This is a genomic window from Streptomyces sp. 840.1 (genome assembly GCF_003751445.1).
GTDB lineage: Bacteria > Actinomycetota > Actinomycetes > Streptomycetales > Streptomycetaceae > Streptomyces.
In genome coordinates this window covers 4,068,008-4,081,541 of sequence record NZ_RJUU01000001.1, presented here as the reverse complement: position 1 = coordinate 4,081,541, position 13,534 = coordinate 4,068,008, and the positions used below count along the sequence as shown (strand labels likewise).

General features: G+C 69.5%; 16 protein-coding genes. 14 read left to right on the top strand and 2 right to left on the bottom strand.

Translation table 11 applies throughout. The features are described 5' to 3' along the window. Positions 1 to 6: 6 nt before the first annotated feature. From EDD93_RS18560 to EDD93_RS18495, 14 genes are all read left to right on the top strand, one after another. Positions 7 to 831 carry a hypothetical protein gene (locus EDD93_RS18560; protein ID WP_123526195.1) on the top strand — a complete coding sequence of 275 codons (825 nt, stop codon included), beginning with the start codon at positions 7 to 9 and terminating at the stop codon, positions 829 to 831. Further along, positions 831 to 1,301 (top strand): hypothetical protein, encoded by a 471-nt coding sequence (locus EDD93_RS18555; protein WP_123526194.1) that lies wholly within the window; start codon positions 831 to 833, stop codon positions 1,299 to 1,301. Before EDD93_RS18560 ends, EDD93_RS18555 begins: the two co-directional genes overlap by 1 nt. Positions 1,302 to 1,332: 31 nt before the next feature. Beyond that, a complete protein-coding gene (locus EDD93_RS18550) occupies positions 1,333 to 1,557 on the top strand; it encodes a hypothetical protein (protein WP_123526193.1) in 225 nt (74 codons plus the stop codon). Between the two features lie 3 nt (positions 1,558 to 1,560). Further along, positions 1,561 to 2,547 (top strand): phage tail tube protein, encoded by a 987-nt coding sequence (locus tag EDD93_RS18545; protein WP_123526192.1) that lies wholly within the window; start codon positions 1,561 to 1,563, stop codon positions 2,545 to 2,547. Positions 2,548 to 2,549: 2 nt separating this feature from the next. Further along, positions 2,550 to 3,068, top strand: coding sequence for a hypothetical protein (locus EDD93_RS18540; RefSeq protein ID WP_123526191.1), 519 nt, complete (start codon positions 2,550 to 2,552; stop codon positions 3,066 to 3,068). 16 nt (positions 3,069 to 3,084) lie between these two features. Further along, positions 3,085 to 3,609: a hypothetical protein gene (locus tag EDD93_RS18535; protein ID WP_148083878.1), complete on the top strand. Its 525-nt coding sequence runs from the start codon at positions 3,085 to 3,087 to the stop codon at positions 3,607 to 3,609. A gap of 106 nt (positions 3,610 to 3,715) precedes the next feature. After that, positions 3,716 to 7,318, top strand: a complete 3,603-nt coding sequence (locus tag EDD93_RS18530) for a hypothetical protein (protein ID WP_260255770.1) — start codon at positions 3,716 to 3,718, stop codon at positions 7,316 to 7,318. After that, positions 7,318 to 9,768, top strand: a complete 2,451-nt coding sequence (locus tag EDD93_RS18525; protein WP_123526189.1) for a LamG-like jellyroll fold domain-containing protein — start codon at positions 7,318 to 7,320, stop codon at positions 9,766 to 9,768. The genes EDD93_RS18530 and EDD93_RS18525 overlap by 1 nt, the downstream gene beginning before the upstream one ends. Before the next feature lie 11 nt (positions 9,769 to 9,779). Beyond that, a complete protein-coding gene (locus EDD93_RS18520) occupies positions 9,780 to 10,250 on the top strand; it encodes a hypothetical protein (RefSeq protein ID WP_123526188.1) in 471 nt (156 codons plus the stop codon). Continuing rightward, positions 10,247 to 10,762 carry a hypothetical protein gene (locus EDD93_RS18515; RefSeq protein WP_123526187.1) on the top strand — a complete coding sequence of 172 codons (516 nt, stop codon included), beginning with the start codon at positions 10,247 to 10,249 and terminating at the stop codon, positions 10,760 to 10,762. The genes EDD93_RS18520 and EDD93_RS18515 overlap by 4 nt, the downstream gene beginning before the upstream one ends. A 65-nt stretch (positions 10,763 to 10,827) precedes the next feature. After that, complete coding sequence (locus EDD93_RS40240) at positions 10,828 to 11,652, top strand: CHAP domain-containing protein (protein ID WP_260255769.1); 825 nt, start codon at positions 10,828 to 10,830, stop codon at positions 11,650 to 11,652. A gap of 3 nt (positions 11,653 to 11,655) precedes the next feature. Then, positions 11,656 to 11,892: a holin gene (locus EDD93_RS18505; protein ID WP_123526186.1), complete on the top strand. Its 237-nt coding sequence runs from the start codon at positions 11,656 to 11,658 to the stop codon at positions 11,890 to 11,892. A gap of 29 nt (positions 11,893 to 11,921) precedes the next feature. Next, on the top strand, positions 11,922 to 12,188 hold the full coding sequence (locus EDD93_RS18500; protein ID WP_123526185.1) for a hypothetical protein: 267 nt from the start codon (positions 11,922 to 11,924) through the stop codon (positions 12,186 to 12,188). Further along, entirely contained in the window at positions 12,185 to 12,880 is a 696-nt protein-coding gene (locus EDD93_RS18495; protein ID WP_123526184.1) for a collagen-like protein, read from the top strand. The genes EDD93_RS18500 and EDD93_RS18495 overlap by 4 nt, the downstream gene beginning before the upstream one ends. Before the next feature lie 51 nt (positions 12,881 to 12,931). On the opposite strand, the gene EDD93_RS18490 is transcribed toward EDD93_RS18495, so the two are convergent. Next, a complete protein-coding gene (locus tag EDD93_RS18490; RefSeq protein WP_123526183.1) occupies positions 12,932 to 13,156 on the bottom strand; it encodes a hypothetical protein in 225 nt (74 codons plus the stop codon). A gap of 75 nt (positions 13,157 to 13,231) precedes the next feature. Continuing rightward, positions 13,232 to 13,504 (bottom strand): hypothetical protein, encoded by a 273-nt coding sequence (locus EDD93_RS18485; RefSeq protein ID WP_148083877.1) that lies wholly within the window; start codon positions 13,502 to 13,504, stop codon positions 13,232 to 13,234. Between the last annotated feature and the right edge of the window lie 30 nt (positions 13,505 to 13,534).

Genomic DNA, 13,534 nt, shown 5'->3' with positions numbered 1-13,534 from the left:
GGCATCGTGCCGTACGACCTCGGGGCAACCGTCCGCCTGACCGCCGACTGCCAGGACCCGGGCGGCGCCCCCACGACGGCCGACACGGTCACGGTGACGGTCACCCTGCCGGACGGCACCACCGCCACCCCCACCGCGACGGAAACGACCCCAGACACTGGCTCGTACCAGGCTGACTACGTCACCACGGTGCCGGGCCGGCACACGGTCCGGTGGGTATTCACCGGCCCCGCGGATGCGTGGACTGACACCTTCGACGTGCGCCCGGTGGCGCCGCCGACGATCCTGTCGCTGGCCGACGCGAAGAAGCACCTCAAGCTGAAGCCAGCCAGGTCGGACCGGGACGACGAAATCAGGGGGTGGACGGAGTCCATCACCCGGGGCATCGAGGGGCTGTGCGGGCCGGTCGTCGTGAGGACGATCGAGGAGCGGCACGACGTGGGCCGGGCCCGAACCATCGCGCTCAGCCACGTTCCCGCGCTGGAGCTGGTCTCCGTCTCGTCCGTCCTGGCTGGCGGGGCCGCGTACGACGTGGCGAGCCTGGACCTGGACCCGGACACCGGACTGGTCCAGCGGCTCGACGGCGGTACCCTCACGGGCCCGCTCCGGGTCGCCTACACGGCTGGCCGGCCGATCGTCCCGGCGAGCATCACGGCGGCCGTGCGCATCATCCTTCAGCACCTATGGCGCACCACCCAGGGCCCATCCCGTCCCCAGCCTGGCACCGGGGACTTCGATGTCTCCGAGCCCATCAACGGGTTCGGGTACGCCATTCCCAACCGGGCGCTGCAGTTGCTGGAGCCGGAACGGCTTCCCCCGGGGGTGGGTTGATGGCTACCTCCGCGGTACCTGCAGCGATCGCCGCGCTGGTGCAGATTCTGACCGAGGCCCCCGGGCTGGCTGGTGTGGCGGTGATCGACGGGCCGCCGACGGCGGACATGGCCGATGAGGACCTGGTCGCCGTCGGCTGGTCGGTTGGTGATGACCAGGCGTCTGCCGAGTCCACCCAGGACTTCGCGTACGCCGGGGCCAGAACCCGGGACGAGGAGTTCAACATCTCCGGGTGGATCGAGTCGTGGTCCGGTGAAGAGGACTTCGGCGAGCGGCGCCGCCGGGCGTACGAGCTCCTGGCCGTCCTTGAGGACGCGCTGCGTGCGACCGCCGCGCAGCCCGAGGCACCCACCTTGCTCGGCACGGTGCAGTGGGCGCACCTGACCCGCCACCGCCTTCAGCAGCAATTCACCGACAGCGGGGCCCGAGTGGGCATCGCCTGGACGGTCAGCTGCGTCGCCCGCATCTGACCATTCCCACCCCTTGTAGGAGGAGTACGTCATGGCGCGAGTGCGCTACATCGGCGCCGGGCCGGTTTCTGTGCCGGAGCTGGGCAGGACCGTGCAACCGGACGAGCTGGTCGAGGTCCCCGACAGCAGGTTCGAGGGCTACGTCTGCCAGCCCGGCAGCTGGGAGGCCGTCGAGGAGCCGAAGGCGGAGTCCGCCCCGGCCGCGAAGAAGACCACCACCGCGGCGAAGTCCGCGACCACCTCGAAGGAGGTCTGACCCATGGCGATCGGTTCCGGGCTCGGTGCCCAGGTCGGTATCGCGGCCGAGTCGACGTACGGCACGTACGTGGCTCCGACGAAGTTCATCGAGTTCACGAAGGAGGGCCTGGCCCTCAAGAAGACGACGGCTCAGTCTGCCGGGATCGCGGCGGGGCGGCTGTTGCCGTTGTCGTCGCGGCGGGTGGTGACGCAGCGGCAGGCGGCCGGGTCGCTGGACATGGAGGTCACCACGAAGGGTATGGGTGTCCTGCTCCAGACCCTGATGGGTACGACGGTGACGCCGGTGCAGCAGGCGACGACGGACGCCTACCTCCAGACCCACATCCTGGCGGACACGGCGGGCAAGAGCTTGACGGTCCAGAAGGGTGTCCCGCTCACGACGGGGACGGTGACCAGGAAGAACTTTCTGGGCTGCAAGATCATCAGTGCGGAGTTCTCGTGTGAGGTCGGCGGCATGCTGACCGCCAGCTTCGAGATCGACTCGAAGGACTGCGAGGAGACGTCCGTCCTGGCGGCCGCTTCGTACCCGAGCATGTCCCCGTTCCACTTCATGCAGATGGGGCTCAAGACCGGCACATATGGGACTGAGATCGCACGCAGCGGCATCCGCAAGGTGTCGATCAAGATCGAGCGCCCCATGGCCGTGGAACGCTTCTACGCCGGGGCGTCCGGCCTCAAGGCCGAGCCCATCAGCAACGACCAGGTGAAGGTGACCGGCAGCATCGAGATGGACTACGTCGACACCGTCCTCGACGACCTCCACACCAGCGACGCCGCGACGTCTCTCGTCTGGGACTTCTCCGGTGCGGAGATCGCACCGACGTACCCCAGCCGGTTCACGGTCAAGCTGCCCGCGATCCGCTTCGACGAGGCGCCGCCCAGCGTGGAGGGCTTCGATGTCGTCAAGCCGACGCTGTCCTTCACCGGCCTGTACGACGGGACGAACCCGCTGGCCATCGAGTACATGTCCAACGACGTCACCCTCTGACGATGGCTGTCGGCTCGGTCAGGATCCTCGGGACCGGCCAGCTCCTGGAGCTACAGCGGAAGCTGCGGGCGGCCGGTCACGAGAACATCAGGTCGTCGATGCAGCGGCGTATCCGTCGCGCAGCTGAGCCGCTGCGCGACGAGCTGCAGGACACCATCCGCAGCATGCCCATCACCTCGCAAGGCCGCAAGGTCGGAAAGCGCGGCGGGCGGTCGCCCACCAGGCGGCCGCTGCGTGCCTCCATCGCCGCAGCCATTCGGATCAGCGTTCGTACCTCGGGGGCGCCTGGCGCCCGAGTTTGGTTGGACAAGGGCCTGTTGCCCCGGGACCTCCCGATGGGCGTGCCCGCTCAGATCAACGACAAGGGGTTCGTCCGTCACCCCGTCTTCGGCAACCGCAGCCGATGGGCTCGGCAGGACGGCACTGTCCTGTGGTGGGACAGGGTCGTCCGCCGCCACACCCCCCGTATGGAATCCGAAGTGGCGCGCGTCCTGGACGACGTGCGCCGCCGTATCGAGTAGGAGCAGCCCTGTGATCGTGGTCTACACCCCGGCCGGCGGAGAGCCTGAGCAGTACGACGCACGCACGCTGCTGACGTCGGAGGCGTCGATCGTCGCGCGGACGATCGACATGAAGTGGCCGCAGATCAAGGAGGGGCTGAGCGTCGAGGATCTCGACGCGATGCGCGCCGTGACCTGGGTGCTGAAGAAGCGCCACAACCCGTCGCTGAGGTTCGGGGAGTTCGATCCGGGCGTGGACGAGATGGTCACCCGCTGCGACAAGCAGGAGATCGAGAACTGGGTAGACGGCGGATTCCAGCTGAACGCCGCCGATCCGGACCTCAGCCCGGCGGACATCGCCCACGCCCTGCGTGAGGTGCCTGCGGCGGCGATGGATCCGGATCACGCCCGCGCGTACATCGAGCAGTGCCAGGCGGCAGCCGAGGCCGGGGGAAAAGACCTCGCGCCGACGGCGGAGGGAGCTCCCGTGCCGACGAGCTCAGCGCCCTCGACGTCTGCGACGCCCGAGCTCAGTACCTCGGCCTTTTCGCCCACCTCCTGAACATGCCGCCCCACGTCGTCGATGCGCAGCTGGTCGATGACTTCTACGCCCTCGTCCTCTGGATGGACGCCCACCAGCAGGCTCAGCAATCCGGAGGTGAGTGACCGTGGCGAACCGGCTGACGTTCCTGCTCGACGGCCGCGACCACCTGTCTCGCGTCCTCGATGGGGCTGGCCGCCATGCGAACCGGCTGGGTCGGGACCTCCTCGCGGCATCGATCAACGGTGATGCGGCGATGCGGCGTCTGGCGACGAACACGACGACGTCCATGGCGTCGATGCAGCGGGACACCGACCTCGGTGCCAAGGCGGGCGAGGCGCTGAAGGGGACCCTCATCAGTCTGGCGCCGGCGGCGATCCCGGCCGCCGCGTCGCTGGCCCCGCTCGCGGCTGGTGCCGGGGCTGTGGCTGTGGCCACGCTCGCGTTCACCGGTGCTCTGATTCCGCAAATCAGTGCGCTGACCGAGGCGGGCGAGGCGCAGAAGAAGTACGACGACGCGGTAGCGAAGAGCGGCCGTACGTCGGAGGCGGCGATCACGGCGCAGCTGGAGTACCAGCACGTGATGGCGGACCTGCCGCCGGAGACCCGTAAGGCCGCGGTCGCGCTGGGGCTGCTGAAGGACTCAGCCAAGGCCTGGTCCGACTCGCTCGCGGGCGACACGATGCCCGCGTTCACCAAGGGCCTGGCCGTCGCGAACGCACTGCTGCCGAAAACCGAAGGCCTGGTCAAGGGGACCGGGCGTGAGCTCGACCGGATGATGACGGCCCTCGGCGGCGCCATGGAGTCGCCCGGCCTCGACCGGCTCAACAGCAAGTTCACGACGTTCGCGAACACCACCCTGCGCAAGGTCGATGACCAGCTGATCCACCTGATGCGCGTCAGCGACTCGGGGAAGGTTGGCGGCGGGTTCTCGGAGTTTATGGACTACGCCCGCGCGCAGGGCCCGGTCGTAGCCGAGACGGTCAGCAACGTGGCCCGCGCGCTGACGAACCTGCTGCAGGCCGGGTCGGATGTCGGTGTCGGGATGCTCGACATCGTGAACGCCCTGTCGGGGATTGTGTCTGCGGTACCGCCCGATGCGATCGCTGTGATGCTGCAGCTCGCGCTTGCGATCAAGGCCGTGAAGCTCGCGGCCGTAGGAGTGACTGCTGCCCGCACCGCGATGGCCGCCTTCGCCGCACAACTTGTTGCGATGCAAGCTGCTGCTGCTGGTGCGCCGGGGCGGCTGGCTGCGGTGACGGCGGGCATCGGCGCAATGTCGCGCGGCGCGAAGATCGCGGCGGCTGGTACAGGTATCGGGCTCCTCGTCATCGGCCTGATGGAGTTGTCGCAGCAGGGCAAGGCGGCCCCGCCCGACATCGACAAGATGACGAGCAGTCTCGGCCGGTTCGCCGACTCGGGGAAGGTCGCGGGCGAGACCGCCCGCGTCTTCGGTAACGACCTGAGCGGCCTCATGGCCAGCCTCAGCGTCATGGGTGCGAAGAACGCGGACGACTTCTTCAAGCGGTTCGACAAGAACCCTGTCGGCATCAAGGAGGCGAAGAAGGAGATCGAGGCACTCGACAAGAGCCTCGCCGGACTGGTGCAGGGCGGCAAGGCCGACCTTGCCGCAGCCGCTCTGGCGCGTATCAAGAAGCAGATGGGCCAGCAAGGGTTCGAGACGTCGGGCCTGAGTACCAGGCTGACGGAGTACAAGGAGGCGCTGGCCGACGCCGCATTCGAGCAGCAACTCGCAGCTCAGAGCATGGGGCTGTTCGGTACCCAGGCGCTGCAGGTGCAGCAGAAGCTGGATGCGCAGAAGGCCAGCGCGGACGGTCTGCGGCAGTCGATTCAGGCCCTGAACGACGTGAACCGCCAGGGGCTCGGCGGGATGATCGGGTTCGAGGCGGCGATCGACGCGGCCGCGAAGGCGGCGAAGGACAACGCCGGCGCGCTCGACATGACCAACGGTCGGCTGAATCTCAACTCGGAGAAGTCGCGGAACGCCGCGAGTGCGTTGAACGACCTCGCGTCCAAGACGGATGAGGCGACGGCGGCAGCGCGGCAGTCCGGGGCGTCGTGGTCGACGGTCAACGGGATCTATGCCCGAGGCCGCGAGCGCCTGCTCGCGTCGGCGCAGGCGATGGGGCTGACGAAGTCGCAGGCGCAGGCGCTCGCTGCTCAGATCCTGAAAACCCCGGACAAGACGGCGAAACTGAAGGGGAACCTGGAGGATCTCCAGGCGAAGTTGGCTGACGCGAAGAAGCGCCTGGCCGCCGCGCCGTCGTCAAAGACGGCGAAGATCCGGGGCGAGATCTCCGACCTGCGGGCGAAGGTCTCGCAGGCCCGGTACGCCCTGGACACGGTGCACTCCAAGACCGTCAGCGTCATGGTGCAGTACCGGTCCAACAAGAACCCGTCCAGCTTCGCGCAGTCGATCGGCGGGTACGCCTCGGGCGGCAAGCCGCAGCCGGGCGAGCTGGCGTGGGTGGGTGAAGAAGGCCCCGAGCTGATGCGGTTCGGCGGCGGCGGGACGGAGGTCTACTCCCACGGCGACAGCATGGCCATGGTGTCCGACGCCTCGCGCGCCGGCCGGGACGCCGGGCTGGGCCTGCGCGCGGGCATGACCGTGTCCACGGGCGGAGTCGAGGCCGGCGGCCGCGGTCTCGGTGCGGCGGTGCTCTCCGGGATCCGGGACGAGCTGGAGATTCACTCTCCGTCGAAGAAGACGAAGGCGCTCGCGGCCGACGCGGGCAAGGGCCTGATCATCGGGCTCACCGGGTCCAAGGGCAAGATCTCCGCCGTGTCGAGGGATCTGGTCCGGGACATCTGGGCTGCGTGGAGGGGCAGCCGGACCACGAAGGACTCCCGCCTGGTCGCGATGGTCAACACGGACACGCGGCGGTTGCAGGTCCTGGCCAAGAAGCGGGACGACCTCGCGGCGAAGATCGCGACGGCGAAGAAGTACGCGGCCACCGTGAGGACGGCGGCGCGCCAGGAGACGACGCTGGGGCAGCTCGGCATCGCGGACGGTGAGGTGTCGGCCGGCAGCATCAAGGCCGGGCTGCAGCAGAAGCTCGCGCAGATCAAGACCTTCACCAGCTACATCGACACCCTCGCGAAGCGCGGCCTGTCCAAGGGCATGATCCGGCAGATCCTCGACATGGGTCCGGAGCAGGGGTACGCCTACGCGTCGGCTCTGGCCGGCGCGTCGTCATCCACGCTGAAGTCCATCAACGCCACGCAGACGTCGCTCGACACCGCCACGACGTCGCTGGGGCGCGCAGGGGCGGACGCCCTCTACGACAGCGGCACCCAGGCCGGGAAGGGATTCCTGAGGGGGCTGACGTCGCAGCAAGACGCGATCGAAAAGCAGATGACGAAGATCGCGCAGGGCATGCAGAAGGCCATCAAGAAGGCCCTTGGGATCAAGTCCCCGTCCACGGTGATGGCGCAGCTCGGCCGGTACTCCACCGAGGGACTGGCGCGCGGGCTGACCCAGCCGATGCCGGTCCTCGACGCTGCTCTCGGTGTGGTGTCTGGGCGGGTCGCGGGTGTGCGGCCGGTCATCGGCCGGTCGGCTGTGGTGGGTGGCGGTGGCGGGTCTTCGATCACGGTCAACGTCGATGCGCGCGGGGCGATGGATCCGGTCGCGGTCGGCCGGGAAGTGGAGCGAATCATGGTGAAGTTCGGCCGGTCGCAGGGGCGCGCAGTGGCGGTGGCTCGCTGATGCCGACCCTCGTGGAAGTGGGATGGGGCGGTCAGATCCAGGCGCCGTCGGCGATCCGCTGGACGGACCTCACCGCCCGGGTGGACCAGGTGCAGGGAGTACGGATCGACCGGGGCGCGTCGGACGAACTGTCGGAGATCCAGCCCGGCAGCTGCACGATGGTCCTGGACAATGCGGACGGGGCACTGACCCCGGGGAACCCGAACTCGCCGTACTACCCGAACGTGCGGCGCAACGCCCCGATCCGGGTGTCGCAGGCGGTCATCCCTGTCCGGTCTGGGGCGGCCCCGTACTCGCTCAACATGATGGGCGACGCGTTCGACTCCGGCGTGGCGGACCCGTCGATGTGGACGACGGCCAACGGCGCGGTGCAGGTGGGTGGACGGCTGCGGCTGCCCCTCGTCCCGGGGGTGGTGTCCAGGCAGACATCGAACCGGGAATGGTCCCTGGCCGGCGCCGCGCTTTCGGTGAAACTCGCGACCCCGCCTGGGGCGAACGGCAGCTCGTCCACGTCGATGTCGATGTGGGTGTACTCGCAGACGACAGGGACTCGACTGCGCTGGTCGTACAACGCCGTCAACGGACTGCTGCGTGCCGCGTCGGAGGTGAGCTCCGCCGACGCCGGGGCCGTGTCGGTCCCCTACGACCCGATCGCCCACGCCTGGCTCCGGATCCGCGAGACGACCGGTGTCCTGTTCTTCGAGACCAGCCCGGACGGGTGGGACTGGACGATCTGCCGATCGCTCGCCACCCCGGCCTGGGTGAACACCAACACGGTCCAGATCGAGTTCAACGCGACCCGCACTGGCGGGACCGCGGACTACGTGGAGTGGGATCTTCTCGGCGCCCGGGTGCGACCCCGCTTCTACGGCATGGTCAACGAGTGGCCCGTCCAGTGGGAAGGGCTGCTCAGCACGGTCAGCATCAGCGCGACGGACCTCTTCAAGCGGCTGAACCGGCAGCCGCCGTTGCGGTCGATGCTGGGTATGGAGGTGCTGACCCGTGACACCGTGACCGGTACGTTCTCCTTCCCCGCTGCGTACTTCCCGCTGGCGGAGCCGGTTGAGTCGGCGGCTGCCGGATCGGTCGTCGGGGCCGGGATCGGCGCCTTGGCCTCCACTCAAGTCGGGGCGGGCGGGACCTTGGTGTTCGGTGAGGAGGGGGTCCCCGAAACTGGTGAGAGCGCGGTGTCGTTCACCCCCGCGTCAGCGACGGCTGGTCGGTACTTGGTCGGGGATCTCGGCCCGCAGATGGCGGCGGACAGCACTACGTGGGCGATCAACGTTCAGGTGTGGATCAAGACATCGACGGCGGGCAGGGCGATCCTCGGGCTGAGCGACCCGCTGCGGACATCACAGTTGGTGCTCTCCCTGAACAGCAGCGGCGTCTTGACGGTGGAGTCCACGCAGGACGGCACCGCCCTGGTCATCGGTACCAGCAGCAGCGGCAATCTGGCCGACGGAGCCTGGCATCACGTCGTGTACGACGGGTCCGCGAAGCGCGTCTACGTCGATGGTGCGGCGGCGGGCGGCATACTGCCCGCCACGTCGTCACCAGACCTGCGGACCATCTACGTGGGCGGCTACCGGAGCGCCCGCCTGTTCTCCGGGCAGATCGCGCACCTGTCCCTGCACCTCGCGAACGGGCCGGTCGGCTCGGTGTACGCCGTGGCGTCGGACGCACGAACCGGGTTCAGCGGGGAGTCCTCCGACTGGCGGGTCGAGCGCCTGGCCCGGTACGCGGGCCTGGAGTCGGTGACGCTGCTCGGGTCGACTTTCGACCCGGTCGCGTCGCAGGGCCCGACTGGCACGTCGATCGTGGCCCGGCTTCAGGAAGTTGAGGCGACGGAGAGCGGTCGGCTGTACGCCGAGCGGGACTACTACGGGCTGGCGTACCAGTCCCGTGATCTGCGGTACAACCCGAGCGCCGGCGCCGAGGTCTTCGCGATTTCGTACGCGGATGTCGAGCCCGGCATTCAGCTGGCTGACGATGACCAGAAACTCTGCAACCAGGTCGAGGCGTCCCGCCCGAACGGGGCGACGCAGATCGTCACCGACGCTTCGTCCGTCGAGGCGTTCGGCGTGTACGAGCAGCAGCTCACCGTGCTCAAGACGTCGGACAGCTCGGTCGCCGATGCCGCGTCGTGGCTGGTCTCCCGGTACGCCGACCCCGCCCCCGAGCTGCGCGAGGTGCCGATCGAGGCCGCGACGATGGCCACGTTCCTCGACATCCTCGACGCGGACATCAGCTCGTACTTCACGGTGTACGACCTGCCCGCCCAGTCATCGGCACTGGAGATGCGCGTCACTGTCGAGGGCTACACCGAGACGCTCAAAGAGAACAGCCATCTGATCGAGTTCCGCACGAGCGCCAGCGCCCGCGACTCAATCTGGATCCTCGACGACCCGGAGTACTCCGTGCTCGGATCCACCACACGACTCGCCTACTGACCGGAGGAACCATGGCCACAGACGCACTGCCCGCCGACGCGATTGTGCAGGCCGAGACGAACTACCTGCCGCCGCCCCCGCGCCGCGGCCAAACCGCCCAGGACTGGTCGCAGGTCCCCGGTGCTGAGCTGCTGTACCGGTGGGTGGAGACGCGGTTCGGCTGGCGGGTGCCGGTGCCCACCGCGTTCGTCCCCGACGACCCCGGCCTGTACGCGCGGATCGACGACGGCCGCTGGGTGGCCGAGTGCACCTGCGGCGCCGCCTGGATCGTGTCCGTCCTCGACCCCCGGTTCGGGTGCGCGCAGTGCCAGCGCGACTGGGTGCCGCTGATCGTGCCCGACGACATCGCCGCCGCCGAGGCCGAGGCCTTGGCTCTGGTGCGCCGGTTCTGGTTCCACCCCGATGACCCCCGCAATCCCGCTCCGCCCATCCCCGAGGAGCCGGAAGCCCCAGCTGACCCCGCCCCCGAGGAGCAGCCGTGACGTTCGGCCCGAAAACCTGGGTGGTCGGCGAGACCGTAGACGCCGCCCTGCTCAACCAGGAGATCCGCGACCAGTTCAATTCGATGTTCGGGGCGTGGACGCCATACACCCCGATATGGACGGCGACCGGCACGGCCCCGTCCATCGGGAACGGAACTCTCGGCGGCCAGTACATGAAGGTCGGCCGCATGTGCACGGTCGTGATCTACGTCCTGTTCGGCAGCACGACGACGTATGGGTCAGGCAGCTGGCGGCTCAGCCTTCCGTTCCAGGCCGGGTCCATCCCGTCGGGCACCCCGGGTGTCCTCAACTGGACGTACAACACCACCGCCGCCTCGAACTTCATGATGGGCGCCGAGCCCCTCTCGAACAGCTCGACCGGCACCGAGAACATCTGGATGCCGTCCCAGACTCTGCTCGGTGACTGGAACGCCATGACCGAGTCCTCGCCGGTCACCCCTGCGGCCGGCTACTCGCTGCGGGGCTACGGCACCTACCAGACCGCCACCTGACCAGTCCTTCCCGCTCACCTGCCCCGCGCCGACCGGCCGGGGCTTCGTCATGTCTGGAGGTCTCCATGGCCGGTACCGCTGCCGACGTAGCCCGCATCATCAAGGCCGAGGTCGGCTACCAGGAGGGCCGCTCCGGCGGCCACTGGAACAACTACCAGCGCTACAGCCCCGCCGTCCCCGGCCTGGAGTGGTCGCAGAACCAGGCCTGGTGCCAGACGTTCACCACGTGGGCTTTTCAGACGGCCGGGATGCCGAAGGGCTCGTACCCGGTGACCGCGTCGTGCGCGCTCGCGGTGGCGTGGTGGAGGAAGGCCGGCCGGTGGTCGGAGTACCCGGCGATCGGGGCCGCGGTCTTCTTCGGGCCGGGCGGCGGGTCGCACACCGGAATCGTCATCGCCTACGACACGTCCACGATCACCACGATCGAGGGCAACACGAACGTCTCCGGGTCGGCCGAGGGCGACGGGGTGTACCGCAAGGTGCGGCAGCGCCGGGACGCCTACGTGTACGGCTACGGCTACCCCACCTACCCCGGCGGCATCACGTCTGCCGACCCCAACTGGAAGAACCCCACAACCGAGGAGGACCCCATGGCGGGCATTACCAAGCGCGACATCTACGACGCGGTGTGGACGACCGACGCGATCGCCGCTCCGGCCGACGCGAAGGACATCAAGACGAACAAGAGCTGGCAGCCGCAGTCCGTCATCAGGGACGTGCAGGCGCGCATCCGCTCCATGGACAAGCGCCTCGCCGCGCAGACCGCGGCCATCACCGCGCTGGCCAAGCTCGCTGGCAAGGGCGTCGACACCTCGGCGGTCATCGTCGCAGTGGAGGCCGCCATCAAGGACGCCGTCATCACCGTCGACATCAACGGCCAGGAGGCCTGACCCATGGCTGCACCGATCGAGTCCAAGGTGACGGCTGCGACCGTCATGACGTTCGTCGTCGGCCTGGCCGCCGCCGTTCTCAACGCCGTGCAGGCGGACAGTTCGCTGCTCGGCCCGCTGCCCGCGTGGCTACAGGCCCCGCTCCTTTCCCTCGTTCCGGCGGGGCTGGCGTTCCTCGCCGGGTGGAAGGCGAAGCACACGCCGCGCGATGTCGCTGACCCGCTCGCCAAGGGCGTCTGAGCTGCCCACCGAGCACCACGGGAGTACGTATGGACGCTGCCATGGTCGGGGCGCTGGCCGCTGTGCTGGCCTCGCTGTTCGCCGCGGCAGCGGCCGCCTACGGGTCCCGGGGCGCCACGAGAGCGGCCCGGGAGGGCGGAGCGTTGACCGGATACAACAGTCTGACCGACCAGTTGCAGGAGGAGCGGGCTGAGTTGCGCTCAGACCTGGCCACCCTGCGCGCCGAACTGGCGGCTGAGAAGGCGGAGACGACGCGCCTGCGGATGCTGGTTGCCCAGCTCGGGGGGACGCCGTGACGAGAACGGAGAGGTTGCTCTACCGGCGCCGCCGCGGCCTCTGGGTCACGGCGGCGCTGCTGTTCCTGGGCGGCGGCCTGGCGCTGGCCTTCTTGCTGATCGGCCGGGCGCAGGACCGCGCGGACGAGCTGGCCACCGAGGCGGACCGGCGGGGTACCGCGGTCACCACCTTGGCGACGGATGTGCGGACGCTGCGCGCGCAGGTCCAGGCCCGGGGCGGCACCCCGGCGGCCCCGGATCCGGGGGACGCGGTGGAGGATCTGCCCGCGCGGGCCGAGGTGCCGGTGCCGATCCCCGGACCGCCGGGGCCCGTCGGGGAGACGGGCGCCCGCGGTGCGCGTGGCCAGCGCGGTGCGACCGGCGCCTCGGCCACCCCCGCCCCGGGCCCGTCGGGCGCTGCTGGCCGCGAGGGTATGGGCGGCGCACCGGGGGCGGTCGGCCCGGCTGGGCCTGCTGGCCCCGCGGGCGAGCAGGGGCCGGCAGGCGCGCCGGGCCCCGCGGGCAAGGACGGTGCCGCTGGGAAGGACGGGAGCGACGGGGCCAGCGGTCAGACCTGCCCGGCCGGGTACTCGCTCCAGCCCCCGCCGTCGGATCCGGATGCGCTGGTCTGCCGGCGCGACGGGGCCCCGGCCGTACCCAACCCGACGACGTCCCCGGCCGCGTACGCGCTGCTCGACCGTCGCCGCTCATGAACCACAACGCCCCGCCCCGGCTACGGCCGGTGGCGGGGCGCTTTCGTGTGTTCAGGCTCGGGGGCGGTCGGTGCGCGCTCCGCGACCGGGCGCGGACGCTGCCGCCGTGCGAACGTCCGCCGCCCGGTATCGGGCCATCGGTCGACCGGCCACCTCGACGAAATCAACGCGCGGCACCTGGTGCCTGCTGATCCATCGGCGGACGCTGCCGGGGGCGATCCCCAGGTGGGTTGCGATGTCGTCGCGCGTCCACAGCTCAGGGGTGGGGTCGGTCATGATGTGGGTTCCTTCCGTGCCAGTACGGCCCGCCACGGTGGTCCATTCGGTGGCGGGCCGCTGCTGCTGTGGAGGTCAGTCGTTCAGGGCGGCGAGGGTGTTCTCGACCCAGTCCTCGGTTCCGGGGAGCAGGTCGCTGATGGTGTCGTCGTCGAGGCCGTCGACGTGGTGCTCCCCGAAGTAGTCGGACGCCTCTTCGCGGGTGGCTACGACGCTGCTGCGGGGGGCGTGGATTTCGCTGCCGACGGCGAGTTGCCCCGTTTCGTCGATGTACAGAACCGGGCCCCCGGCAGGGCTGTTGAGTAGTTCGCGGACCAGGGCAACGGTGATCTCAGGGTGCTGGGCCATCAGGTGCTCCATTTCCAGTGGTTCGGATTC